The organism is Streptomyces sp. NPDC058284 (genome assembly GCF_042881135.1).
Taxonomy (GTDB): domain Bacteria; phylum Actinomycetota; class Actinomycetes; order Streptomycetales; family Streptomycetaceae; genus Streptomyces.
In genome coordinates, this window is the sequence record NZ_JBHVYE010000026.1 from 1 (window position 1) to 25,665 (window position 25,665).

Below are 25,665 nucleotides of genomic sequence, written 5' to 3' on the forward strand. Positions count from 1 at the left end.
GCCGAAAGGCGCGGCCGCCCCGGCGGTTTTCCGTATGCCCGGGCGCATTCCGGCGCGGAGAAGAATCGGCGGCACCAAGAAAAATCGGAGGGCCCGCAGCTGTTGGCTGCGGGCCCTCCGATGACGTACGACGACGCCTTATGCCTCGTCCCGGCGCAGGGACGGCTTCAGATCCTTGAAGCGTCCGAGCAGACCGTTGACGAAGGCGGGCGAGTCGTCCGTGGAGAACTCCTTGGCGAGCTGGACCGCCTCGTCGAGCACCACGGCGTCCGGCGTCCCGTCGACCCAGACGAGCTCGTAGGCGCCGAGGCGCAGGATGTTCCGGTCGACGACCGGCATGCGGTCCAGGGTCCATCCGACGGCGTACTGCGCGATGAGTTCGTCGATGCGGCGCTCATGCTCCGCGTATCCCTCGACGAGCTCCATCGTGTACTCGCTCACCGGCGGCTGCCGGGTGTCGGACCGCGAGTGGCGCACCCAGTCGGCGAGCACCGTCAGGACATCGGTACCGCGCTGGTCTGCCTCGAAGAGGATCTGGAAGGCGCGCTTGCGGGCCGTGTTACGAGCAGCCACGGTTAGCTGTTCACCCGGCCGAGGTAGCCGCTGTCACGGGTGTCGACCTTGATCTTCTCGCCCGTGGTGATGAAGAGCGGCACCTGGATCTGGTGGCCGGTCTCCAGGGTGGCGGGCTTGGTGCCGCCGGTGGAGCGGTCGCCCTGGACGCCCGGCTCGGTCTCCTGGATGGTCAGCTCGACGGCGGCGGGCAGCTCGACGAAGAGCACCTCGCCCTCGTGCTGCGCGACGGTGGCGGTGAAGCCCTCGATCAGGAAGTTGGCGGCGTCGCCGACGGCCTTGCGGTCGACGTGCAGCTGGTCGTAGGTCTCCATGTCCATGAAGACGAAGTAGTCGCCGTCCATGTAGGAGAACTGCATGTCGCGCTTGTCGATCGTGGCCGTTTCGACCTTGACGCCGGCGTTGAACGTCTTGTCGACGACCTTGCCGGAGAGCACGTTCTTGAGCTTGGTGCGCACGAAGGCCGGGCCCTTGCCGGGCTTTACGTGCTGGAACTCGACGACGGACCAGAGCTGGCCGCCTTCGAGCTTGAGCACCAGGCCGTTCTTGAGGTCGTTCGTGGAAGCCACGGTTGCTTCAATCTCCTGCACTGACTGACTGGTGGACGACCCCGGTTCACGCGCGCACGTCAGAGCGCGAGCAATTCCTTGGTCGTGATGGTGAGTAGCTCGGGTCCGCCGTCCGCCTCGGGGCGCACGACTAGCGTGTCATCGATCCGGACACCGCCCCGGCCCGGGAGGTGAACCCCCGGTTCGACGGTGACCGGCACGCAGGCGTCCAGTTTACCCATGGCCGCGGGCGCCAACTGCGGGTCCTCGTCGATTTCGAGCCCCACACCATGTCCAGTCAGTGGAGCAAGCCCTTCCGTATAGCCGCCGGAGCCCAGTACGTGACGTGCCGCCCGGTCCACATCACGGCAGGCGGCGCCGGGCAGAAGGGCCTCGCGCCCGGCCCGCTGCGCCGCGAAGACCAGGTCGTACAGTTCGATCTGCCAGTCGGCGGGCGACGTGCCGATGACGAAGGTACGCCCGATCTCGCAGCGGTATCCGCGGTAGCTCGCCCCCAGGCACACGGAGAGGAAGTCGCCCTCCTCCACCCGCCGGTCCGAGGGCCGGTGGCCGCCCCTGCCGGAGTTCGGGCCGGTGCCGACCGACGTCGGGAACGCCGCGCCGTCCGCCCCGTGGTCGATGAGCCGCCGCTCCAGCTCCAGCGCCAGGTGCCGCTCCGTGCGCCCCACGAGAATGGATTCGAGCAGCTCGCCCAGTGCCTGGTCGGCGATCTCGGCGGCGATCCGCAGGCAGGAGAGTTCCTCCTCGTCCTTGACCAGGCGCAGCTGCTCGACGGCCGTCCCGAGATCCGTCAGGCGCAGCCCGGGCGCGACCGACGCGAGCGCGCGGTGCCTGCCGACGGTCAGATGGTGCTCCTCGACGGCCAGCACGTCGGCGCCCTGGGCGACCGCCAGACCGGCCCCCGCGACGGCCGGGTCGGCACCCGGCGTGGGCAGCGCCCGCAGCCGCAGCGCCTCGTCGGGCCGCCCTTCGCTCTGCTGGTCGCCGGGCGGGCTCCCGCAGAGCAGTACGTCCTCGTCCTTGCCGACGAGGAGTACGGCTCCGGCGGGAGCGGCACCGGCGAGATAGCGGACGTTGGCGGGCCGGGAGACCAGCGCCGCGGCGCCACCACCGGCGGCACAGCGCTCCCTGACCCGCTCCCTGCGGACCGCGTACACCTCTGACATGGGGCGAGCCTACGAGCGCCGCGCCCGCACGGCCCGGCGGGCGCGTCCGACCGGGCGGCGCCGCTCACCAGTACTGGTGTCAGCCGTGGCCGACGGCCGGGGCTACCACTGCGGGGGGCTCGCGATGGCGTGGGCCAGGACGTCGTCGAGGATGCGGGCCGTGGCGGGGACGTCGAGTTGGGAATTGTCGATGATGGGCAGGCCCGAGCCGTACCAGCCGGCCATGCGGCCGTGGATGCGGGCCACTTCCTCGTCGGTCAGGCGGCGGTTGCCGCTGCGCTCGGCGTTGCGCTCCAGGACGACCTCCAGGCCGGGGAGCAGGACCACCGGCAGCAGGCCGGGGCCCACATGGCGCTTCCAGCCGCCGAGGCCGACGACCGGGCGGTCGGGGAAGACCGCGTCGTCGAGGATGCAGGAGATGCCGTTGGCGAGGAAGTTGCGGGCGGCGAAGCCGCAGGTGCGGCGGGCCAGGCGGTACTGCGCTTCGGAGTGGTCGTTCCAGCCGGTCTGGGGGTCGGCGAACCCGGAGCGCACCCACTCCCGTACGTCATCGAGGCTGATGTGGGCGGTCGGCACGTGCCGGTGCTCCGCCCAGTACTTGGCGACGCTCGTCTTGCCCGCACCCGCGGGGCCGATGAGCAGCACGGCGAGCGTCGTGGCGCCGGTGTCGGTCGGTGCCGTGCCCTGCGGCGGGCTCGGCATCGCGACGGGGCCGCCCGGCGGCAGCTGGACGTGGCCCGTGCTCTCCGGGGGCACGGGCACCGGGCCGAGGCCGTGCGAAGGGGGCTGGGGCGCGGCCGGGGCGTGCGGCATCGGAGTCTGCCCCTGCGCGTGCGTGGCGTGCGGCAGCTGTCCCGGTGGCTGCGGAGCGGGCCCGCCCGTGAAGCCGGGGGCCATCGCTGCGTGGTCCTGCGCTCCGGGAGGCGGAGCGCTCGGGTGGTGTGCGGCCGGCGACCAGCCGGTGGCCGGTCCGTGCCCCGGCTGGTGGGGCGGCGGCAGCGGAGATCCCACTGCGTGCTGCATCCGGTGCCACTCCGTCTCGTGCGACTGACGCTGGTCGGGCGGCGGCCGGGCCGCCCGTTACCGAACGGTACCGCCCCCGGCCGTCGTTGTGTGAACGGCCGGGGAGGCCGTGAAGTGCCCGTGGCCTGATCCGACGGCCGCGTACAGCGGATGCTACTTGGTACTACTGGCCCACTTCGCCGTAGGCGGCGAGCAGTACGGCCGGGTCGGGACCCTCAAGGACGGTCGGCTTGCCCAGGCCGTCGAGGACGATGAAGCGCAGCAGGTCACCGCGGGACTTCTTGTCGACCTTCATGGTCTCGAGCAGCTTGGGCCACTGGTCGTAGCGGTAGGTCAGCGGGAGTCCGACCGATTCCAGGACCGTGCGGTGCCGGTCGGCCGTGGCGTCGTCGAGGCGGCCCGCCAGGCGGCCGAGTTCGGCCGCGAAGTGCATGCCGACGGAGACCGCGGCACCGTGGCGCCACTTGTAGCGCTCGTTCTTCTCGATGGCGTGCGCGAGGGTGTGCCCGTAGTTGAGGATCTCGCGCAGGCCCGCCTCCTTGAGGTCGCCGGAGACGACCTCGGCCTTGACCCTGATGGAGCGCTCGATCAGCTCGGCGGTGTGCGGGCCCTCGGGCGTGCGGGCCGCCTGCGGGTCAGCCTCGATGAGCTCCAGGATCGCCGGGTCGGCGATGAAGCCGGCCTTGATGATCTCCGCGAGTCCGGAGACGTAGTCGTTCACCGGGAGCGAGTCGAGCGCCGCGAGGTCGCAGAGGACGCCGGCCGGCGGGTGGAAGGAGCCGACGAGGTTCTTGCCCTCGGCGGTGTTGATGCCCGTCTTGCCGCCGACGGCCGCGTCGACCATGCCGAGCACCGTGGTCGGTACGGCGATCCACCGCACGCCGCGCAGCCAGGTCGCCGCCACGAACCCGGCGAGGTCCGTGGAGGAGCCGCCGCCCACGCCGACGATGACGTCGCTGCGCGTGAAGCCGGACTGGCCAAGGGCCTTCCAGCAGTACGCGGCGACCTCCGCCGTCTTGGCCTCCTCGGCGTTCGGCACCTGGATGGCGACCGCCTCGTACCCCTGGTCGGCGAGGTCCTGGCGGAGCGCGTCACCGGTCTCGGCGAGCGCCTCGGGGTGGATCACGGCGACCCGCTTGGCCTGGTCGCCGATGAGGCCGGGCAGCTCGCCGAGGAGCTGCCGACCGACCAGGACCTCGTACGGATCCGTGCCGGCGGTGCCCCCGACGTGGATGCGGGTGGGGGTCTGCTCCGTCGTCATGCTTCCTTCAACTCCAGTGCGTCGAGGACCGCTCGGGCGACCTCATCGGTGGTGCGGCCGTCGGTGGCGACGACCGCGCGGGCGACTTCGGCGTACAGCGGACGGCGGGCGTCCATCAGCTCGCGCCACTGCTTGCGGGGGTTGACCGCGAGGAGCGGGCGGGCCTGGTTGAGGCCGGTGCGCTTGACGGCTTCCTCGACGTCCATCGAGAGACAGACGACGGGGTGTTCGCAGAGCAGCGCACGCGTCGACGCGTCGAGCACGGCACCGCCGCCGAGCGCGAGGACACCGTCGTGCTCGGCGAGGGCCGTGGCGACGGCGGCCTTCTCCAGCTCGCGGAAGTACGCCTCACCCTCGTCGACGAAGATGTCGGAGATCTCCCGGCCCTGGGCGGCCACGATGTCGGCGTCGGTGTCCCGGAACGTGATGCCGAGACGGTCGGCGAGCAGCTCTCCGACCGTCGTCTTGCCCACGCCCATGGGGCCGACGAGAACGATCCGCGGGCCGGTCACCGGATGTGCAGGTTGTCGAGGTAGGACCGCACGTTGCGCCGCGTCTCCGGCACGCTGTCACCACCGAACTTCTCCGCCACCGCATCCGCAAGGACCAACGCGACCATCGCCTCGGCGACAATCCCCGCCGCCGGCACCGCACACACATCCGAACGCTGATGATGCGCCCTGGCCGCCTCACCCGTAACCACATCAACCGTCGCCAACGCACGCGGCACCGTCGCAATCGGCTTCATCGCCGCACGCACCCGCAACAACTCACCCGTGGACAGACCACCCTCCGTACCACCGGAACGACCCGACGTCCGCCTGATGCCCTCCTCGGTCGTCACGATCTCGTCGTGCGCCTTCGAACCCGGCACCCGCGCCAGATCGAAACCGTCACCGACCTCGACACCCTTGATCGCCTGAATACCCATCAACGCAGCCGCGAGCCGAGCGTCCAGACGCCGGTCCCAGTGCACATGCGAACCCAGCCCCACCGGCACCCCGTACGCCAGAACCTCAACCACACCACCCAGGGTGTCGCCGTCCTTGTGCGCCTGATCGATCTCCGCGACCATCGCCTTCGACGCATCCGCATCCAGGCACCGCACCGGATCCGCATCAAGCTTCTCCACGTCCGCGGGGGTCGGGTAGACACCGTACGGGGCCTTCGCCGCCGCCAGCTCCGTCACATGCGAGACAATCTCGATCCCGGCCGTCTCCTTCAAGTACGAACGCGCCACCGCACCCAGCGCCACCCGCGCCGCGGTCTCCCGCGCCGACGCACGCTCCAGAATCGGACGCGCCTCATCGAAACCGTACTTCTGCATCCCCGCCAGATCCGCATGCCCCGGACGCGGCCTGGTCAACGGCGCATTACGGGCCAGATCCGCCAGCACCCCCGGATCCACCGGATCCGCCGACATGACCTGCTCCCACTTGGGCCACTCCGTGTTCCCCACCATCACAGCAACCGGCGAACCCATACTCAGCCCATGCCGCACACCACCCAGGAACGTGACCTCATCACGCTCGAACTTCATCCGCGCCCCACGGCCATACCCCAGCCGCCGCCGCGCCAGATGATCCGCCACCATCTCCGTCGTGATCGGCACGCCGGCGGGAAGCCCCTCCAACGTCGCGACAAGCGCGGGTCCGTGCGACTCCCCCGCGGTCAGCCAACGCAACCTGCTCAACGGATGCTCCTCATGCTCGCGCCTCGAACTGCGGTCTTCGACGGCGCGGCCGGGTGCGCGGCCCTGGCCCGCCACCCTGATCCTCCCATGTCCCGGGACGGGAACCCGCGTCCGGTCCATCTGGCGGACGGGCCTCGACCACGGCGCGACCGGGGCGCGGGCCGGGCACGACCACGGGCCTACCGTGCGGCGAGCGCGTGCTCCCCGGCCTTGCGCATCGCGGCAAGCGGCGCGGGAGCGCGTCCCGTCATCTGCTCGACCTGGAGCACCGCCTGGTGCACGAGCAGGTCGAGTCCGCTGACGACCGCTCCGCCGTACGCCGACCAGCGGGCCGCGAGAGCGGTGGGCCACGGGTCGTACAGCACGTCGAAGAGGGTGGCGGGGCGCTCGGGTACGAGGGGCGAAAGGACGTCCGTGGTGCCCGCCGGAGTCGTGGCGATCACCAGCGGCGAGCTCAGCGCCTCGCGCGCGTCCTCCCAGGGCTCGGTCCGCACGTCCACTTCGAGCCGCTCGCCCCACTGCCTCATCTCGGTGGCACGGGCGTCACTGCGTACGTACGCGACGACCTCGCCCGCGCAGATCCGCGCCAGGGCGGCGAGCGCCGACGACGCGGTGGCGCCGGCGCCCAGGATCGCGGCGGACTCGACCTGCTCGATGCCGTGTTCGCGCAGGGCGGCGACCATGCCGGGGACATCGGTGTTGTCGCCGACCTTGCGGCCGTCCTCCGTGAACACCACCGTATTGACGGCCTCGACGGACGCGGCCGTCCCGCTGATCTCGTCGAGCAGCGGAATGATCGCCCGCTTCAACGGCATCGTCAGCGAAAGTCCGGCCCATTCCGGGCCGAGCTCACCGATGAATGCGGGCAGCGCCGCCTCATCGATCTCGAAACGGTCGTAGGACCAGTCACTCAGCCCCAGCTCCTCATATGCCGCGCGATGCAGCACCGGGGAGAGGGAATGGGCGATCGGGGAGCCGAGAACTGCGGCTCGTCGCTTCTGCGCGCTCATTGCCCCTTCAGGTATTTGTCGCGGTTCCGGTTCTGCTCTTCGTTGGTCTCGGCGAAGAGCGTCTTGTCCTCGCTGACGGAGACGAAGTAGTACCAGTTGCCCTTGGCGGGATGCAGCGCCGACTTCAGCGCGACTTCACCCGGGTTTCCGATCGGCCCGGGCGGCAGGCCCTTGATCTTGTAGGTGTTGTACGGGTCGTCGATCCTGCGGAGCGCGTCGACCGTCCCGGTCCCGAGCTTCGACTCGCCACGGAGGTAGTTCACCGTCGAGTCGAAGTCCAACAGACCGTACGTTTCGGTGTTGTTGAGCTTCAGGCGGTTGTAGACGACGGTGGCGACCTTCTCGAAGTCGTGCTTGTACTTGCCTTCGGCCTGGACGAGGCTCGCCACGGTGAGGACCTGCAACGGGTCCTTCAGGTGCAGCTCCTTGGCCTTCGCCTGGAGGCCGAGTTCGTCGTACTTCTCGCCGGCCTGGGCGACCATCTTCTTGAGGACGTCCTCGGGCTTCTGGCCCTTGACGACGGGATAGCTGGAGGGGTAGAGGAATCCCTCCAACGGGTCCTTGATGTCCTTATTGGTATTCGCCCAGGAAGGAAGTCCGAGGCTCTGCCAGTCCTTCTTGGCGACCTTTTCGGTGGTGCCCTTCGCCAGTTTCAGGCGCGTGTCGATCTGTTGGTAGACCCACGCGTTCCGCCTGCCCTCGGGAATGATGAGGTTGTTGCGGCTCTTGGGGCTGAGCATCAATTCGACGGCGCTCACCGCGGACATGTGCTTCTTGAGGGCATAGACGCCCGGCTGAATGGACTGGCCCTTCGGATGCTTGCCCTGGGCGGAGACGAAGGCGTCGACGCTCCTGACGACACCGGCAGCCTTGAGCTTCTGCCCGATCACATAGCCGCCGGCGTCGTTGGGAATGTCGACGGTGACCGACCCGGAACCCTCGCCCGCGTAGTCCGGCGCCGTGCCGAAACGATCCTGATAGAACTGGTAGCCGAAGTAGCCGACCCCGCCGAGGCCACCGGCGAAGACCACCGTGACGACCAGGCAGGCGCAGCCGCTGCGGCGCTTCTTGCCCTTCTTGCCGCTCCGGCCGCCGCGCCGGTCACCGCGGCCACCGGGCCGCCCGGCATCCTCGTCGTGCTCGTCGTCGTCCCCGCCACCCGCGAAGAACGCGTGTTCGCCCTGGTCGGGGCCGGGATCCCAGTCGGTCTTCTCGGAACCGGGCTCGGGCACCGTGACACGGCGGGCCGGCGGCTCCGGCGGGGCGTAGGCGTCGGGGGTCGAGTAGTAGTCGTGGCTCTCCGCGCCGTACCCGGCCTCCTGGCCGCCGTAGGGGTCCATCGGATCACCGCCGTAGGGGACCTGCCCCTGCTGGCCGGCGCCCCAGTCACCCTGATGGCCATGGTCGGGCCCGCCGCCGTACCCATGACCGGGGCTCCCGGCGTACTCCTGGCCGGGGCCGCCGTGGTACTGCTGCCCGGGGTTCCCGTTGTACGCCTGGCCGGGCTCACCGTTGTACTGCTGCTGGCCGCCGTAGGACTGCTGGCCGTAGGACTGCTGCTGACCGGTGCTCCAGTCGCCCCCGTACTGGGACTGGTGCGGCTGCTGATGCTGATGCGGCTGCTCCGGGTGGTACTGCCCCTGGCCGCCGTAGGTGGACGTGCCGCTCGCGGGCGCCTGTCCTCCCCATCCGCTGTCCCCGTACAACGGGTCCTCCGGATGCCACGGTTCGGAGCCTGGGCCCCGGCCATACTCAGTCATCGATCCCCTACATGCCGCGAGGCGGGGCCGCCGTCGGGATGGCCGGGCAACCGTTCCGCCTCTTGATGCTGTGCGGCAGCTGTTCGAACACCGCCGCATCGCGCGGAACGTTACCGTATCGCGATCAGATGACCACTTCGACGCCCTCGCCGGGAGCTTTGCCTGACGCCCGTTCGGACTCCAGAGCCTGTTGGAGAATGATGACCGCAGCAGCCTGATCGATAACAGATCTGCCCTTTTTGGACTTCACGCCCGAGGCGCGCAGGCCCTGACTGGCCGTCACTGTGGTCATCCTCTCGTCCACCAGCCTCACCGAAATGGGGGCGACCATGCGGGCGAGGTCCTGGGTGAACAGGCGGATCTTGGCGGCCGCCGGGCCCTCGCCCCCGTTGAGGGAGCGAGGGAGGCCGACGACGATCTCGATCGGCTCGTACTCCTCGACGAGCTGCTTGAGCCGACGCTGCGCGGCCGGGACGTCACGTCCGGGCACCGTCTCCACCGGCGTGGCGAGGATCCCGTCGGGGTCGCACGAGGCGACCCCGATCCGGGCGTCCCCGACGTCGATCGCGAGGCGTCGGCCCCGGCGCATGCCCTCAGCAGCCTCGGCCATCAGGCCGTCTCGGTGACGAGGCGCTCGACCGCGGCGATGGCGTCCGGCACGGCGGCCGCGTTCTGGCCGCCGCCCTGGGCGACGTCCGGCTTGCCGCCGCCACCGCCGCCGAGCGTCTTGGCGGCGGTGCGGACCAGGTCACCGGCCTTGAGGCCACGCTCACGCGCCGCTTCGTTGGTGGCGATGACCGTCAGTGGACGGCCGTTGCCCACGGCGAAGAGGGCCACGACGGCCGGGCGGTCGCCCTGGATGCGGCCGCGCACGTCGAGGACCAGCTTGCGCAGGTCGTCGGCGCCGGTGCCGTCCGGCACCTGACCGGTGACGAGGGCGACACCGCGGACGTCCTTGGCGGATTCGACGAGACCGGCGGCGGCCTGGAGGACCTTCTCCGCGCGGAACTTCTCGATCTCCTTCTCGGCGTCCTTCAGCTTGGCGAGCATGCCGGAGATCTTCTCGGGCAGCTCCTCGGAGCGGCCCTTGACCAGCTCCTGGAGCTGGGCGACGACCGTGTGCTCCTTGGCGAGGAAGTTGTACGCGTCCACGCCGACCAGCGCCTCGATGCGGCGCACACCGGAGCCGATGGAGGACTCGCCGAGCAGCTTGACCAGGCCGAGCTGGGCGGTGTTGTGGACGTGCGTACCGCCGCACAGCTCCTTGGAGAAGTCGCCGATGGTGACGACGCGCACGCGCTCGCCGTACTTCTCGCCGAACTCGGCGATGGCGCCCTGCTTCTTCGCCTCGTCGATCGACATGACCTCGGCCTGCACGTCCAGCTCGTGGGCGAGGACCTCGTTGATCTTCTGCTCCACGTCCGTCATCACGGCCGTGGGCACGGCGGACGGCGAACCGAAGTCGAAGCGGAAGCGGCCGGGCTGGTTCTCGGAACCGGCCTGGGCGGCCGTCGGGCCGAGCGCGTCGCGCAGCGCCTGGTGCGTGAGGTGCGTCGCGGAGTGGGCGCGGGCGATGGCGCGGCGGCGGTGGGCGTCGATCGAGGCCCACACCGGGGCGCCGACCGTGATCTCGCCGACCTGCACGACGCCCTTGTGGACGTGCACACCGGGGACCGGCTTCTGCACGTCGCGGATCTCGACGATCGCGCCGCTGTCCAGGCGGATGCGTCCGGTGTCGCCGATCTGGCCGCCGCCCTCGGCGTAGAACGGGGTGCGGTCCAGGACGATCTCGACGTCGTCGCCCTCGGTGGCCGCGGGCGAGGGGACGCCGTTGACGAGGAGGCCGACGATCTGTGCCTCGTTCTCCGTGAGGGAGTAGCCGGTGAAGTCGGTGGCGCCGGAGGCGTCGGCGATCTCGCGGTAGGCGTGCAGGTCGGCGTGGCCGGTCTTCTTGGCCTTGGCGTCGGCCTTGGCGCGGTCCCGCTGCTCCTTCATCAGACGGCGGAAACCGTCCTCGTCCACGGTCAGGCCCTGCTCGGCGGCCATCTCCAGGGTGAGGTCGATGGGGAAGCCCCACGTGTCGTGCAGCAGGAACGCCTTGTCACCGGAGAGGACCTTGCCGCCTGCGGCCTTGGTCTCGGTGACGGCGGTGTCGAGGATGTTCGTGCCGCCCTTGAGTGCCTTGAGGAAGGCGGCCTCTTCGGCGAGCGCGACGGTCTCGATGCGCTTGCGGTCGGTGACGAGCTCCGGGTACTGCAGGCCCATCGTGTCGATCACGACGTCGACGAGGTCCTTGACGACCGGTCCGGTGGCGCCCATCAGACGCATGTTGCGGATGGCGCGGCGCATGATGCGGCGCAGGACGTACCCGCGGCCCTCGTTGCCGGGCGTGACGCCGTCGCCGATGAGCATCGTCGACGTACGGATGTGGTCGGCGACGACGCGCAGGGAGACGTCCGAGCCGTGCTCGGCGCCGTAGCGCACGCCGGTCAGCTCGGTGGCCTTGTCCATGACGACGCGCAGGGTGTCCGTCTCGTACATGTTCTGTACGCCCTGCAGGATCATGGCGAGACGCTCGAGGCCGAGGCCCGTGTCGATGTTCTTCGACGGCAGCTCGCCGAGGATCGGGAAGTCCTCCTTGCCGTCGCCCGCGCCGCGCTCGTACTGCATGAAGACCAGGTTCCAGATCTCCACGTAGCGCTCGTCGTTGACGGCGGGGCCGCCCTCCTCGCCGAACTCGGGACCGCGGTCGTAGTTGATCTCGGAGCACGGGCCGCAGGGTCCCGGCACGCCCATGGACCAGAAGTTGTCCTTCTTGCCCAGGCGCTGGATGCGCTCGGCCGGGACGCCGACCTTCTCGCGCCAGATCTGCTCGGCCTCGTCGTCGTCGAGGTAGACCGTGATCCACAGCCGCTCGGGGTCGAGGCCGAAGCCGCCCTTGTCGACCGGGCTGGTCAGCAGCTCCCAGGAGAGCGTGATGGCGCCCTCCTTGAAGTAGTCGCCGAAGGAGAAGTTGCCGCACATCTGGAAGAACGTGCCGTGCCGCGTGGTCTTGCCGACCTCTTCGATGTCGGGCGTGCGCACGCACTTCTGCACGCTGGTGACGCGCGGGGCGGGCGGCTTGACCTCACCCAGGAAGTAGGGCTTGAACGGCACCATGCCGGCGGGAACGAGCAGCAGAGTCGGGTCGTCCGCGATGAGCGACGCCGAAGGGACGACGGTGTGCCCGCGCTCCTCGAAGAAGCTCAGCCAGCGGCGGCGGATTTCAGCCGACTCCATCAGTGGTCCTCATTCCGGTTGTACTGCGTCTTCATGTCGTTCTTGTAGCTGCTGTGGCTCTCGATGACCGCGAAGCGCCGCACCGGGGGCAGTTCGGCGTCGGGGTGGTTCCGCAGACCCAGCGCCTCGTCCAGCTCCGCCTCGCGCTCGGCCATGCCGTCGCGGATGTCGAGCGCGAAATCCTTGAGGCGGTGCCCCGTCTCGATCGCCTTGTTCGCGGCCTGCGCGGCGAGGCTCTCGGGGGTCAGCTGCTTGAGCTTGCGGTTGACCTTGGTGGTGGCCCATACGCCGGCGGCTGCGCCCGCGGTGAACCAGAACGTACGGCGGAACATCGCTGCGTCAGTCCCTCTTACTCCGGTTGGCCCGCTTCGCCCGCCGCGCGGACGGGACGGTGCGACCCACGATCACCGTACGACGGGAGGGCTTGGTGGGCATGTCGCCCGCTTCGGGGCCGGACTTGCGGCCGATCGCCCGGCGCACGCCGTAGCCGAACGCGGCCACCTTCACGAGGGGGCCGCCGAAGGTCGAGGCGACCGTCGTGGACAGCGCCGACGCGTTCGACGTGACCTCCTGGACGTCGGAGGCGATGGCGTCGACCCGGTCGATCTGGGTCTGCGCGGAGCGCACCGCGGTGGAGGCGTCCGCCAGGAGGGGGACCGCCTGCTCGGTCACGTCCGCGACCAGCTTGGTGGTCGCCCTGAGCGTCTGGGCCAGCCTCGCCAGTGCCACCGCGAGGAAGGAGACCAGGATCGCCCAGAAGACGGCCACCAGGATCCCGGCAACCTCTCCACCGGACACTTGGCACCGCTCCCTGAATCTCGTCCGCAGGAATCTCGTCCCGGACTTCGGACTCGAACATCGAAAAAGTCGTCCTCCGACCCTATCGCGCCGGGGGCGCCACTCCGTACCGCATTCCCCTTCGCCGCCACAGGAGTTGTCCGAAGTGATTGTACGGAACGCATACGTCGGAGCACGCTCCGTACCCCATGGGATCATTTCCGTCCGGCAATCTGCCCCTGGGCTGAACGCCTTCGCCGGGCGCGGCACCGAACTCGCCGAGTCGGCCGAGGTGTTGGAGTCCGGGCGCCCACCCGGCGCAAGCCCCTGGAGAACGCGCTGCGCGCGGGCCCCGGAAACGACCGAACCCGCCGCCTGCCCCGCCGGTAAGGGCGGGGAGGCGACGGGCTGAAGCAGGGTGAGCTACGTCCGGGTCAGCGGGCGTAGTACTCGACGACGAGCTGCTCGTCGCAGATCACGGGGATCTCCTTGCGGTTCGGGTCGCGGTCCAGACGGAAGGCCAGGGCCTTCAGGTTCACCTGGAGGTAGCGCGGGGTCTCGCCGTCGGGGGCGAAGCCACCCTCGCGCGCGACCTGGAACAGCGGCTTCTCACGGCTGCGCTCGCGGACCATCACGACGTCGTCGGGACGGACGCGGTACGACGGCTTGTCGACCTTGCCGCCGTTGACCTCGATGTGGCCGTGCACGACCATCTGGCGGGCCTGGTAGATCGTGCGGGCGATGCCCGAACGCAGAACCAGGGCGTCGAGACGACGCTCCAGCTCGATGACCAGGGCCTCACCGGTCTTGAGCTGCGTCTTGGACGCACGCTCGTAGGCACGGACGAGCTGACGCTCGGAGAGGTCGTACTGCGCGCGCAGCCGCTGCTTCTCGAGCAGACGGACCTTGTAGTCCGAGTTCTGCTTGCGCCCACGGCCGTGCTCGCCCGGCGGGTAGGGGCGGGCCTCGAAGTACTTGACGGCCTTCGGGGTCAGCGCGATGCCGAGGGCACGCGACTTCTTGACCTTGGGGCGGGACTGGTTCGGCATGAACCAACCTCTCTGTTCATTGTGAATTCGGCTTCACCAGTGGTTAGGGGAGGTCGCATCCGCAGCCTGGGAAACCTCGTGAGCACGGCCCGTGAGCCGTGGTCCGCAAGGCAGCCGCTCCCTGGTCTGGGCACAATGTGCAGCACGCGAGTGGCCCACCGACCGATTCCCGGAGTACGAGATGGTGGTGGGCTGCCCGCGACACCTTCGACGGTGCGCGACGCTCCTGGATCCCCGGTGCCTCGCGGCGGTGGGGTTCCGGCTGGATGTCCCGTTCTGGTGGCGCCGGTACGAGACCGGTCACGGGACGCAGCACTGCGGACAAGTGTACCGGGTGTGGCGGGGTGCCTCGCCCTGGGCCGCTCAGGGGCCGCTCAGCTCTCGGGCTGCTCGCCCTTGAGGCGGGCGCGGACCCGCTCGACCACGTCGGCGTACCGCGCCTCGGCGCCGTACCTCGTGGGCTGGTAGTACCGCTTGCCCTCGATGGTGTCCGGGGCGTACTGCTGGGCGGCGATACCGCCCGGGACGTCGTGCGGATACACATACCCCTGGGCGTGGCCGAGCTTGGCCGCGCCCTTGTAGTGGCCGTCGCGCAGGTGGGGCGGGACGGGTCCGGCGAGGCCGCCGCGGACGTCGGCCTGGGCCTGCTGGATGGCGATCGTCGCCGCGTTCGACTTCGGGGCCAGGGCGAGGGCGATCGTGGCGTGGCTGAGGGTGAGCGCGGCCTCGGGGAAGCCGATCATGGCGACGGCCTGGGCGGCGGCGACCGCGGTGGGCAGGGCGGTCGGGTCGGCGAGGCCGATGTCCTCGCTGGCGGAGATCATCAGGCGCCGGGCGATGAAGCGCGGGTCCTCACCGGCCTCGATCATGCGGGCCAGGTAGTGCAGGGCCGCGTCGACGTCCGAGCCGCGGATGGACTTGATGAGGGCGCTGGCCACGTCGTAGTGCTGGTCGCCGTCGCGGTCGTACTTCACCGCGGCGCGGTCGACCGACTCCTCCAGGGTCTGGAGGGTGATCTCCTTCTCACCCTTGGCGAGCGCCGATCCCGCGCCCGCCTCAAGGGCGGTGAGCGCGCGCCGGGCGTCGCCGCCCGCGATGCGCAGCAGGTGCTCCTCGCCCTCCGCGGGCAGCTCGACCGCGCCGCCGAGGCCCCGCTCGTCGGTGAGCGCCCGGCGCAGCAGCGCGCGCAGGTCGTCGTCGGTGAGCGGTTCGAGGGTGAGCAGCAGGGAGCGGGAGAGCAGCGGGGAGATGATCGAGAAGTACGGGTTCTCGGTGGTCGCCGCGATCAGCGTCACCCAGCGGTTCTCGACCGCGGGCAGCAGGGAGTCCTGCTGGGCCTTGCTGAAGCGGTGGATCTCGTCGAGGAAGAGGACGGTCTCCTTGCCGTGGCCGCCCATGGCCCTGCGGGCCCCGTCGATGACGGCGCGCACTTCCTTCACTCCCGCGGTGATCGCGGAGAGCTCGACGAAGCGCTTGTTCGTGGCCTTGGAGACGACGTACGCGAGGGTGGTCTTGCCGATGCCGGGCGGGCCCCACAGGAACACCGATGAAGGCCCCGCGGGGCCTCCCTCGCCCTCGCCGACCAGTCGGCGCAGGGGCGAGCCCGGCTTCAGCAGATGCTGCTGGCCGACGACTTCGTCGAGGGTGCGCGGGCGCATCCGGACGGCCAGGGGGCTGCTGGACGGGTCCTTCTCCTGGCGGTCTTCGGCTGCGGCGGTGAACAGGTCGGGCTCCACGTGAAGAACCCTATGTCACGCCACTGACAATCCCATCGGCCCCGTGGTCAGGCCCAGAGGTCGGCGCCCCAGCGCGTGAGGATCAGCATGGCGATGACGCCGATGTGCATGACGGGAAGGGCCCAGGTGAAGTCGGCGAGGAAGCTCCTGGCCCAGCCCGGCGCGGGCAGGAAACCGTGGCGGATGTTGAAGGACGTGACGTACCAGAAGATCAGGAGCGTGGCGACCCAGGCCAGGCAGCACCAGAGGCAGAGCGCGTTGATGTGGTAGAGCGACTGGATCATCAGCCAGGTGCAGAACCCGACGCCGAAGAGCGCGCCCGCGTTGAACGTGAGCCAGTACCAGCGCGGGAAGCGGGCGCCGCCGAGCAGGCTCATGCCGACGCAGATCACGATGCCGTAGGCGACCAGGCCGATCATGGGGTTCGGGAAGCCGAACGCCTCCGCCTGCTCGCTCTTCATGATGCTGCCGCAGGCGACGACGGGGTTGATGCTGCAGCCCGGCTGGAAGTTCGGGTCCTTCAGGAGCTCGAACTTGTCGAGCGTGATGATCCAGGAGGCGAGCAGACCGGCCGCGCCGGTGACCACCAGAAGCAGGGCGAGCGCGCGGCTGCCACCGACGCCACGCGGAGCGTCCGCGCGGTCCAGGTCGTTCAGGGCGTCGTCCTTCGCTGACATCGTTTTGCTCATCACGCCGTTCCGTCGCTTGTGGTGGCCGCGGGCAGGGACATTGTGCCGTACGTACCTGTGTGTCCGTCCCGGGAACGGCAGCGCGGGGTCCGTTTCCGGACCCCGCGCGGAAAAGCCGTGGTAAAGCGCTTCGCTCGTGCCGTTACGCCAGCTTCGCCGTGAGCACCGCGACGATCTCGTCGACCGGGACGGCGCTCTGCTCCCCGGACTCCATGTCCTTGAGCTGGACGACGCCCTCGGCGAGGTCACGCTCACCGGCGACCACGGTGAAGCGCGCGCCGCTGCGGTTCGCGTTCTTCATCGCGCCCTTGAGGCCCTTCCCGCCGTACGAGAAGTCCGCCGCGACCCCGGCCTTGCGCAGCTCCGTCACCTTGGCGAAGAGGATCCGGCGCGCCTCGTCGCCGAGCGGTACCGCGAACACGCTGGTGGCCGCGGGCAGTTCGAGCTCGACGCCCTCCGCCTCCAGGGCCAGCACCGTACGGTCGACGCCGAGCGCCCAGCCGACCGAGGGCAGCGAGGGGCCGCCGATCATCTCGGACAGGCCGTCGTAGCGGCCGCCACCGCCCACCGCGGACTGCGAGCCGAGGCCGTCATGGACGAACTCGAAGGTCGTGCGGGTGTAGTAGTCCAGACCGCGGACCAGCTTCTCGTCGTCCTCGAAGGCGACGCCCGCCGCCGTGATCAGCTCACGGACCTGCTCGTGGTACGTCTTGCACGCGTCGCACAGGTAGTCGCGCAGCGAGGGGGCGCCCACCAGCTGCTTCTGGACGTCGGCCCGCTTGTCGTCGAGGACGCGCAGCGGGTTGATGTCGATACGCCGACGTGTCTCCTCGTCCAGGTCGAGCCCGCGCAGGAAGTCCTGCAGCGCGGCCCGGTAGACGGGACGGCACTCCTTGTCGCCGAGCGAGTTGAGCAGGATGCGGAAGTTCCGCAGGCCGAGGGCGCGGTACGCCTGGTCGGCCAGGATGATCAGCTCGGCGTCGAGCGCCGGGTCCTCGGCTCCGATCGCCTCGGCGCCGACCTGGGAGAAGTGCCTGTAGCGGCCCTTCTGGGGGCGCTCGTAGCGGTAGTACGAGCCCGAGTACCAGAGCTTGACGGGGAGGTTGCCTGCCTTGTGGAGGTTGCCCTCGAGGGCGGCGCGCAGCACGGAGGCGGTGCCTTCGGGGCGCAGCGCGAGCTGGTCGCCGCCCTTGGTGGTGAAGGCGTACATCTCCTTGGTGACGATGTCGGTGGACTCACCGACACCGCGCGCGAACAGCTCGACGCTTTCAAAACCGGGCGTCTCGATGTAGCCGTATCCGGAGTCGCGCAGCGGCGCGGCGATCGCCTCGCGCACCGCGAGGAACTTCGCGGAGTCCGGCGGAAGCAGGTCGTACGTGCCCTTGGGGGCCTTGAAGGTGCTCACGGGTTTTCTCGTCACATTCCTCGTCGCGGCGCGGACGTCTGGTCCGCGCTGTGGCCCTGGGAGGCCGCGGCCACCTGCCGCAGATACGGGTTGGTGGCGCGCTCCTGGCCGATGGTCGTCTGGGGGCCGTGGCCGGACAGCACCACGGTCGAGTCGTCGAGCGGCAGGCACACGCGGCCCAGCGAATCGAGGATCTCGGGGTGGCTGCCGCCGGGCAGGTCGGTGCGTCCGATGGAGCCGGCGAAGAGCAGATCGCCCGAGAAGAAGACCGAGGGGATCTCGGCCGTCTCGGGCATCCGGAAGGTCACCGACCCCTTCGTATGGCCCGGCGCGTGCGCGACGGAGAAGTCGAGGCCCGCCAGCTTCAGGGCGGCGCCGTCGGACAGCTCCCGCAGGTCGTCAGGTTCCCCGACCGTCAGCTCGCCCATCAGCGGCATCCCGATGGAGCGGCCGAGGGCCTTCTCGGGGTCGCTCATCATGTACCGGTCGCAGGGGTGGATCCACGCGGGCACGTCGTGCGCTCCGCAGACCGGGACGACCGAGGCGACATGGTCGATGTGACCGTGGGTGAGGATGACCGCGACGGGCTTGAGCCGATGCTTCGCGAGTGCGTCCTCGACTCCCTGGGCGGCCTGGTGGCCCGGGTCGATGATCACGCACTCCTCGCCTGCGGCGGGGGCGACCACATAGCAGTTGGTGCCCCAGGCCCCGGCGGGGAACCCGGCAATGAGCACGATCGTCCTTCATTCGTCGTCCGACGGCGGATGGCCGCGGTTTCCGGCGGGACAACGCGGCAGATCAGAGCCTACCGGCGCTGCCGATTCCACAGCTAACCCATATACGGTACGGGGCACATTCAGGCGGCCCGGAATGGGTCCCAGGGGAAAGGGGAGAGACCCGGTGGTCAGCAACGAGCAGCGGCGGCGGCAGCTCGCCCGGGAGAAGTTCGCGCGCCAGCAGGAGCGTCGCGAGGCCGCGCGGCGCAGGGCCCGGATGCGTAACGCGGTGCTCGCGGGGGCGCTCGCGGTGGTCGTGGCGGGTGGCGCGGTGTCGTACGCGGCGGGCGCCTTCGACGGCGGCGGATCGACGAAGGACGACGCGGCCGCGCGGCCCAGCAGCACGCCGAAGGACCCGTGCGCGAAGGCGGCGCCCGGCAAGGTCAAGCCCCTGAGCTTCAAGAAGGAGCCGGCGCTCACCATTGACAGGTCCGCCGACTACGCGATGCACCTGAAGACGACGTGCGGCGACATCGACCTCGACCTCGACGCGGCGAAGGCCCCGCACACCGTCAACTCCTTCGACTTCCTGGTGAAGAAGGGCTACCTCGACCACACCAAGTGCCACCGCCTCACCTCCGGCGGCCTCTACGTCCTGCAGTGCGGCGACCCGAAGGGCACCGGCGAGGGCGGCCCCGGCTACTCGATCCCGGACGAGAACCTCAAGGACGAGCGGCTGAAGGGGAACGTGTATCCGGCGGGCACGGTCGCCATGGCGAACAAGTACAACGCGCAGAAGAAGCAGGGCCGCGACAGCGGTGGCAGCCAGTTCTTCCTCGTCTACCAGGACAGTCAGCTGCCGCCCGACTACACACCGTTCGGGACCATTTCCGATTCCGGGATGAAGGTTCTCAAGAAGATCGCCGCCGCCGGCGAGAGCAGCGGTCGGGGCAACGGCGCTCCGAACGCGACGGTCGTCATCGACAAGGCCACCATCACGAAATCCTGAGCCCCGGTGGGCAAACTTCGGGCGCGCGGGGTGCGGACAGCCGCCCCGCCGGTCGCCTATGTTGGCGGTGACGAAACTGTGGACGATGCCGGGGGCTCCAAGGCCCTGCGCAGGCATCATGTGGAGGAGGCGCTGTGAGCAGCGACCCGTGGGGCCGCGTCGACGAGACGGGGACCGTGTACGTGCGTACGGCCGACGGCGGCGAGCGAGTGGTCGGTTCGTGGCAGGCAGGATCTCCTGATGAGGCCCTCGCCTACTTCGAGCGCAAGTACGACGGTCTGGTCGTCGAGATCGGACTTCTCGAGCGCCGGGTGAAGACGACCGACCTGTCCGCCAAGGACGCCATGACCGCCGTCGAGCACCTGCGTCAGCAGGTGGACGAGGCGCATGCCGTCGGCGATCTGGAGGCCCTGGGCAAGCGGCTCGACAAGCTCGTGGAGAGCGTCGAGTCGCGCCGCGAGGAGCGCAAGGTCCAGAAGGCCAAGCAGTCCGACGAGGCGCGGCACGCCAAGGAGGCCCTGGTCACCGAGGCCGAGGAGCTGGCCCAGAGCGAGCAGTGGCGGGCCGCCGGTGAGCGGCTGCGGGCCCTGGTGGACACCTGGAAGGGGCTGCCGCGCCTGGACCGCAAGTCGGACGACGAGCTGTGGCACCGCTTCTCGCACGCCCGCTCGGCGTTCTCCAAGCGGCGCAAGGCGCACTTCGCGTCGCTCGACGCCCAGCGCGAGGAGGCCCGCAAGACCAAGGAGAAGCTGGTCGCCGAGGCCGAGGCGCTGTCGAGCTCGACGGACTGGGGCCCGACCGCCGCGCGCTACCGCGACCTGATGGCCGACTGGAAGGCGGCGGGCCGCGCCCAGCGTGAGCACGAGGACGACCTGTGGAACCGCTTCCGCGGCGCCCAGGACGTCTTCTTCGCCGCGCGCAGCTCGGTCTTCGCCGAGCGCGACGCCGAGCAGGGCGAGAACCTCAAGCTGAAGGAGGAGCTGGCCGACGAGGCCGAGAAGCTCGTCCCGGTGACGGACCTGAAGGCGGCCCGTGTCGCGTTCCGCTCCATCAACGAGCGCTGGGAGGCCATCGGCCACGTCCCGCGTGACGCCCGCCCGAAGGTCGAGGGCCGGATGCACGCCGTGGAGCGGGCGCTGCAGGAGTCCGAGGAGGCCGAGTGGCGCCGGACGAACCCGGAGGCACGGGCTCGGGCCGAAGGCCTGACCGGTCAGCTGCAGGCCGCCGTCGACAAGCTGGTCGGCCAGATCGAGAAGGCGCGTGCGGCGGGCAACAACACCAAGGCCGACAAGCTCCAGAAGGAGCTCGACGGCCGCCAGGCGCTGCTGGACCAGGCGCTGAAGGGTCTGCACGAGTTCGGCGGCTGAGACACGTACCGATCGCGCGAAGGGGCTCCCGTACGGTGGCGTACGGGAGCCCCTTCGCGTGGTGCCGGCGTCTGTCCTACGGCCGCCGCGTCGACGTCACGCGGTACACGTCGTACACGCCCTCCACTCCCCTGACCGCCTTGAGCACGTGCCCCAGGTGCTTGGGGTCGCCCATCTCGAAGGTGAAGCGGGAGGTGGCGACGCGGTCGCGCGAGGTCTGCACGGCCGCCGACAGGATGTTCACGTGCTGGTCCGAGAGGATGCGCGTGACGTCGGAGAGGAGACGCGAGCGGTCCAGGGCCTCGACCTGGATGGCGACGAGGAAGACGGAGGACTGGGTGGGAGCCCACTCGACCTCCAGGATGCGCTCCGGTTCGCGCGAGAGCGAGTCCACGTTCACGCAGTCACTGCGGTGAACCGATACGCCGCTGCCCCGCGTGACGAACCCGATGATGGGGTCGCCGGGGACGGGCGTGCAGCAGCGGGCCAACTTGACCCACACGTCCTCGACGCCCTTGACGACGACGCCCGGGTCCGCGTTGGACCGCCGCTTGCTGCGTCCGCGCGAGGGCGGCGCGCTCTCGGCGATGTCCTCGTTGGCTGCCTCCTCGCCGCCGAGCGCCTGAACGAGCTTCTGCACGACGGACTGTGCGGTGACGTGGCCCTCGCCGATCGCCGCGTAGAGCGAGGAGATGTCGGGGTAGCGCATCTCGTGGGCGAGCGTGACGAGGGAGTCGCCGGTCAGGATGCGCTGGATCGGCAGGTTCTGCTTGCGCATGGCGCGCGCGATGGCGTCCTTGCCCTGCTCGATGGCTTCGTCGCGGCGCTCCTTGGAGAACCAGGCGCGGATCTTGTTGCGCGCCCGCGGCGACTTGACGAAGCCGAGCCAGTCGCGGGACGGGCCCGCGCCCGCGGCCTTGGAGGTGAAGACCTCCACCAGGTCGCCGTTGTCCAGGGTCGATTCGAGCGGTACGAGACGGCCGTTGACCCGCGCCCCTATGGTGCGGTGGCCGACCTCGGTGTGCACCGCGTACGAGAAGTCGACGGGGGTGGCGCCCGCCGGAAGCGCTATGACGTCGCCCTTCGGCGTGAACACGAAGACCTCGTTGCGCGAGAGGTCGAAGCGCAGCGATTCGAGGAACTCGCTGGGGTCCTCGGTCTCCTTCTGCCAGTCGAGCAACTGGCGCAGCCACGCCATGTCGTTGAGGTGGTCGTCCTTGCCGCCGGTCTTCTTCGGTACGTCGCTGCGCACCTTGGAGGCGCCGGCCACGGCCTCCTGCTTGTACTTCCAGTGCGCGGCGATGCCGTACTCGGCGCGGCGGTGCATGTCGAAGGTGCGGATCTGGAGCTCGACGGGCTTGCCGTTGGGCCCGATGACCGTCGTGTGCAGCGACTGGTACATGTTGAACTTGGGCATCGCGATGTAGTCCTTGAACCGGCCGGGGACCGGGTTCCATCGCGCGTGGACGGTGCCGAGGGCGGCGTAGCAGTCGCGGACCGTGTCGACAAGTACACGAATCCCCACCAGGTCGTAGATCTCCGCGAAGTCACGGCCCCGGACGATCATCTTCTGGTAGACGCTGTAGTAGTGCTTCGGGCGTCCGGTGACGGTGGCCTTGATGCGGGCGGCCCGCAGGTCGGCCTGGACCTCGTCGGTCACTATGGCGAGGTACTCGTCGCGCTTGGGGGCGCGCTCGGCGACCAGGCGCACGATCTCGTCGTACATCTTGGGGTAGAGGATCGCGAAGGCGAGGTCCTCCAGCTCCCACTTGATGGTGTTCATGCCCAGGCGGTGGGCGAGCGGCGCGTAGATCTCCAGGGTCTCGCGCGCCTTCTTTTCCTGCTTCTCGCGCTTGAGGTACCGCATGGTGCGCATGTTGTGCAGGCGGTCGGCGAGCTTGATGACCAGGACGCGGGGGTCCTTGGCCATGGCGACGACCATCTTGCGCACGGTCTCGGCCTGCGCGGCCTCGCCGAACTTGACCTTGTCCAGCTTGGTGACGCCGTCGACGAGCAGCGCGACCTGGTCGCCGAAGTCGCGCTTGAGGGTGTCCAGGCCGTACTCGGTGTCCTCGACGGTGTCGTGCAGGAGCCCCGCCATCAGGGTGGCCGGGTCCATGCCCAGCTCGGCGAGGATCGTCGTCACGGCGAGCGGGTGCGTGATGTACGGGTCGCCGCTCTTGCGCTTCTGCCCCCGGTGCCAGCGCTCGGCGACCTGGTAGGCCCGCTCGATCTGGCGCAGCGTCGCCGTCTCGATCTTGGGGTCGTTGCTGCGCACTATCCGCAGCAGGGGCTCCAGGACCGGGTTGTACGGGTTCGAGCGCTGCACGCCGAGGCGCGCGAGGCGGGCCCGTACGCGGTTGGAGGAGCCGGAACGCGAGGGCTGGCCCGTGGCGGGCCGGATCGCGGGAGCCGTCGGGTGGTGGTCCGCGGGCGGCTTCGGGCGGGGCTGCTCGGCCGGTTTGTCGCCCCGGGAGGCCCCTCCCTGGGCGCGCTGCGCGGACGTGCCGCCCTGCGCGCCTTCTGCCTTCTTCACGGGCGCGGCGGAGCCCGCCGAGGCCTGCTGGGCCTTCTGGGCGGCCTTGGCGGCGGTGAGTGGCTGGGACTCGTCTGGCAAGAGCGCTCCCTGTGCGCGATCGGGGTCCCCCGGACAGGCCCCGAAGAACCCATGGTATCGATCCTGGGCCGTCGGTTCGCCTTCGGCCGGTGAGACTCCTCCGTACTGGAGAAACGCGAGGGGCGGTCCGGGGATTCCCTCGCGAGTGCCCCTGCTGTCCCCCGGCCGTCCCGCCGCGGCTCTCGGACCTGCGGAGGTGTCCGGCCCCGGACGCGTCCAGAGCGGGAACCGGCCGAACGACGACGGGCGCCCCGGTGGATACCGGAGCGCCCGTCGTGTCGTACCGCGAGCCGCCTCAGACGGTGATCAGCGCCTCGAGCGGCGCCCCGGCGAGGGCGTGCTCCAGCTTCTGCCGACCGTCGAGGAAGCCGAGCTCCATGAGGACCGCGACACCCGCCACCTCGGCGCCCGAGCGGCGGATCAGGTCCAGCGAGGCCGCCGCGGTGCCACCGGTGGCGAGGACGTCGTCGATGACCATGACGCGGTCGCCCGCGGCCAGGTCCTCGGCGTGCACCTCGATCTCGGCGCTGCCGTACTCCAGGTCGTAGCTCTGCCTGAGCGTCGCCCCGGGGAGCTTGCCCGCCTTGCGTACGGGCACGAAGCCGAGCCCCGCACGGACCGCGACCGGGGCGCCCAGGATGAAGCCGCGGGCCTCCAGGCCGACGATCTTCGTGGCGCCGTACCGGACGCTGAGGTCCGCCAGCGTCTCCGTGAGCGCCGCGAACGCGGTGGGGTCGGCCAGCAGCGGGGTGATGTCCTTGAACATCACGCCCGGCTTTGGATAGTCCGGGACGTCGCGGATGCGGCTGCGCAGCAGCTCCGTGACGCCTGCGAGCTCGGTCATCGGCGCTTGCCCGAGGGACGGCCCTTGCCGCGGCTGCGCGACGCGGGCTGCGAGCGGGGGCCGACGACGGCCGGCGCGGCGTCACCGGCCACGTCGTCCCGCGGCTCCTCGTCGTCCGCGGTGGCGGGCGCCTCCGCCGACTCCCCCTTCGCCGCGGCCGCCGCGCGCTTGGCGAGCACCCGCTTCTTGAGAGCCTTCATCTGCGGCTCGCGCTCCTTGAAGTCGGCGACGAGCGGCGTGGCGATGAAGATCGAGGAGTACGCACCGGCCGCGAGGCCGACGAACAGCGACAGCGAGATGTCGTTGAGCATGCCCGCGCCCAGGACACCGCCGCCGATGAACAGCAGGCCCGCCACCGGGAGCAGCGCGACGACCGTGGTGTTGATGGAGCGCACCAGGGTGCCGTTGATGCTGCGGTTGGCGACCTCGCTGTAGGTGTCCCTGGTCTGCTTGGTGATGCCCTTCGACTGCTCCTTCAAGCTGTCGAAGACCACCACTGTGTCGTAGAGCGAGTATCCGAGAATGGTCAGCAGACCGATCACCGTGCCCGGGGTGACCTCGAAGCCGACCAGTGCGTACACGCCCACGGTGATCGTGATGTCGTGGATCAGCGCGATCAGTGCCGCCAGTGCCATGCGCCATTCGAAGGCGATGGCCAGGTAGATCACCACGAGCACCATGAAGATCGCCAGGCCCTGCCAGGCCTTCTTGGCGATCTGCTCGCCCCAGCTGGGGCCCACCAGATCGGCGCCGATGTTACCGGCCTCGACGTCCAGGTCCTCGGCCAGCGACTTCTTGATCTGGTCGGACTTCTTGATGTCCACGCCCGCGATCTGGATGCGGAGCTTGTCGTCGCCGAGCTTCTGGACGATCGCGTCGTGGCCGGAGGCCTTCTCCGCGGACTCCTCGGCCTTCGAGACCGAGGCGCTGGTCTTCGGGGTGTTGAAGACGGCGCCGCCCTCGAACTCGATGCCCATGTTCAGGCCGCGCACCGCAAGGCCGACGATGGCCGTGATGGTGATCAGTATCGAGATGCCGTACCAGATCTTGCGCTTGCCGACGAAGTCGTAGCCGACCTCACCGCGGTAGAGCCTGGCGCCGAGACTGCCGAGCTTCGACATC

General features: G+C 69.9%; 23 protein-coding genes. 2 read left to right on the top strand and 21 right to left on the bottom strand.

Annotation, left to right across the window (positions count from 1 at the left end):
- Positions 1–138: 138 nt before the first annotated feature.
- The 18 genes from nusB to ACFVYR_RS29240 form a co-directional block, all read right to left on the bottom strand.
- Positions 139–573, bottom strand: coding sequence for a transcription antitermination factor NusB (gene nusB / locus ACFVYR_RS29155; RefSeq protein WP_384263661.1), 435 nt, complete (start codon positions 571–573; stop codon positions 139–141).
- Positions 574–575: 2 nt separating this feature from the next.
- Positions 576–1,142 carry an elongation factor P gene (gene efp / locus ACFVYR_RS29160; protein ID WP_365577681.1) on the bottom strand — a complete coding sequence of 189 codons (567 nt, stop codon included), beginning with the start codon at positions 1,140–1,142 and terminating at the stop codon, positions 576–578.
- 59 nt (positions 1,143–1,201) lie between these two features.
- Positions 1,202–2,308 (bottom strand): aminopeptidase P family protein, encoded by a 1,107-nt coding sequence (locus ACFVYR_RS29165; protein ID WP_384263663.1) that lies wholly within the window; start codon positions 2,306–2,308, stop codon positions 1,202–1,204.
- A gap of 102 nt (positions 2,309–2,410) precedes the next feature.
- Positions 2,411–3,331 carry a Pro-rich N-terminal domain-containing protein gene (locus ACFVYR_RS29170; protein WP_384263666.1) on the bottom strand — a complete coding sequence of 307 codons (921 nt, stop codon included), beginning with the start codon at positions 3,329–3,331 and terminating at the stop codon, positions 2,411–2,413.
- Between the two features lie 163 nt (positions 3,332–3,494).
- Positions 3,495–4,592 carry a 3-dehydroquinate synthase gene (gene aroB / locus ACFVYR_RS29175; protein ID WP_384263668.1) on the bottom strand — a complete coding sequence of 366 codons (1,098 nt, stop codon included), beginning with the start codon at positions 4,590–4,592 and terminating at the stop codon, positions 3,495–3,497.
- On the bottom strand, positions 4,589–5,104 hold the full coding sequence (locus ACFVYR_RS29180; RefSeq protein WP_384263670.1) for a shikimate kinase: 516 nt from the start codon (positions 5,102–5,104) through the stop codon (positions 4,589–4,591). The genes aroB and ACFVYR_RS29180 overlap by 4 nt, the downstream gene beginning before the upstream one ends.
- Positions 5,101–6,285: a chorismate synthase gene (gene aroC, locus ACFVYR_RS29185; RefSeq protein WP_384263673.1), complete on the bottom strand. Its 1,185-nt coding sequence runs from the start codon at positions 6,283–6,285 to the stop codon at positions 5,101–5,103. Before aroC ends, ACFVYR_RS29180 begins: the two co-directional genes overlap by 4 nt.
- Before the next feature lie 179 nt (positions 6,286–6,464).
- Entirely contained in the window at positions 6,465–7,295 is an 831-nt protein-coding gene (locus ACFVYR_RS29190) for a shikimate dehydrogenase (RefSeq protein WP_384263675.1), read from the bottom strand.
- A complete protein-coding gene (mltG, locus tag ACFVYR_RS29195; RefSeq protein WP_384263677.1) occupies positions 7,292–9,055 on the bottom strand; it encodes an endolytic transglycosylase MltG in 1,764 nt (587 codons plus the stop codon). Before mltG ends, ACFVYR_RS29190 begins: the two co-directional genes overlap by 4 nt.
- A gap of 124 nt (positions 9,056–9,179) precedes the next feature.
- On the bottom strand, positions 9,180–9,644 hold the full coding sequence (gene ruvX, locus ACFVYR_RS29200) for a Holliday junction resolvase RuvX (protein ID WP_384263691.1): 465 nt from the start codon (positions 9,642–9,644) through the stop codon (positions 9,180–9,182).
- A 20-nt stretch (positions 9,645–9,664) separates the two neighbouring features.
- The gene (gene alaS, locus ACFVYR_RS29205) at positions 9,665–12,334 is read right to left on the bottom strand and encodes an alanine--tRNA ligase (RefSeq protein ID WP_384263680.1); all 2,670 of its coding nucleotides are present in this window, start codon (positions 12,332–12,334) and stop codon (positions 9,665–9,667) included.
- Positions 12,334–12,666: a DUF6167 family protein gene (locus ACFVYR_RS29210; protein WP_384263682.1), complete on the bottom strand. Its 333-nt coding sequence runs from the start codon at positions 12,664–12,666 to the stop codon at positions 12,334–12,336. The genes alaS and ACFVYR_RS29210 overlap by 1 nt, the downstream gene beginning before the upstream one ends.
- A 7-nt stretch (positions 12,667–12,673) precedes the next feature.
- Positions 12,674–13,132, bottom strand: a complete 459-nt coding sequence (locus ACFVYR_RS29215) for a DUF948 domain-containing protein (RefSeq protein ID WP_384263685.1) — start codon at positions 13,130–13,132, stop codon at positions 12,674–12,676.
- Between the two features lie 413 nt (positions 13,133–13,545).
- The gene (gene rpsD, locus ACFVYR_RS29220) at positions 13,546–14,160 is read right to left on the bottom strand and encodes a 30S ribosomal protein S4 (protein WP_055563995.1); all 615 of its coding nucleotides are present in this window, start codon (positions 14,158–14,160) and stop codon (positions 13,546–13,548) included.
- 374 nt (positions 14,161–14,534) lie between these two features.
- Positions 14,535–15,896 carry a replication-associated recombination protein A gene (locus tag ACFVYR_RS29225; protein WP_389613086.1) on the bottom strand — a complete coding sequence of 454 codons (1,362 nt, stop codon included), beginning with the start codon at positions 15,894–15,896 and terminating at the stop codon, positions 14,535–14,537.
- A 47-nt stretch (positions 15,897–15,943) separates the two neighbouring features.
- Entirely contained in the window at positions 15,944–16,573 is a 630-nt protein-coding gene (locus ACFVYR_RS29230; RefSeq protein ID WP_384262135.1) for a vitamin K epoxide reductase family protein, read from the bottom strand.
- 154 nt (positions 16,574–16,727) lie between these two features.
- A complete protein-coding gene (hisS, locus tag ACFVYR_RS29235; protein WP_384262136.1) occupies positions 16,728–17,990 on the bottom strand; it encodes a histidine--tRNA ligase in 1,263 nt (420 codons plus the stop codon).
- 11 nt (positions 17,991–18,001) lie between these two features.
- Entirely contained in the window at positions 18,002–18,724 is a 723-nt protein-coding gene (locus tag ACFVYR_RS29240) for an MBL fold metallo-hydrolase (RefSeq protein ID WP_384262139.1), read from the bottom strand.
- Between the two features lie 166 nt (positions 18,725–18,890).
- On the opposite strand from ACFVYR_RS29240, the gene ACFVYR_RS29245 reads away from it, so the two are divergent.
- Complete coding sequence (locus ACFVYR_RS29245) at positions 18,891–19,715, top strand: peptidylprolyl isomerase (RefSeq protein WP_384262142.1); 825 nt, start codon at positions 18,891–18,893, stop codon at positions 19,713–19,715.
- 134 nt (positions 19,716–19,849) lie between these two features.
- Entirely contained in the window at positions 19,850–21,082 is a 1,233-nt protein-coding gene (locus ACFVYR_RS29250) for a DUF349 domain-containing protein (RefSeq protein ID WP_384262146.1), read from the top strand.
- A gap of 76 nt (positions 21,083–21,158) precedes the next feature.
- Here ACFVYR_RS29250 and ACFVYR_RS29255 read toward each other — a convergent pair whose 3' ends face one another.
- From ACFVYR_RS29255 to secF, 3 genes are all read right to left on the bottom strand, one after another.
- Positions 21,159–23,699, bottom strand: coding sequence for a RelA/SpoT family protein (locus tag ACFVYR_RS29255; protein WP_384262149.1), 2,541 nt, complete (start codon positions 23,697–23,699; stop codon positions 21,159–21,161).
- Positions 23,700–23,994: 295 nt separating this feature from the next.
- Positions 23,995–24,543 carry an adenine phosphoribosyltransferase gene (locus tag ACFVYR_RS29260; RefSeq protein WP_384262152.1) on the bottom strand — a complete coding sequence of 183 codons (549 nt, stop codon included), beginning with the start codon at positions 24,541–24,543 and terminating at the stop codon, positions 23,995–23,997.
- Positions 24,540–25,664, bottom strand: a complete 1,125-nt coding sequence (secF, locus tag ACFVYR_RS29265) for a protein translocase subunit SecF (RefSeq protein WP_384262155.1) — start codon at positions 25,662–25,664, stop codon at positions 24,540–24,542. The genes ACFVYR_RS29260 and secF overlap by 4 nt, the downstream gene beginning before the upstream one ends.
- Between the last annotated feature and the right edge of the window lies 1 nt (position 25,665).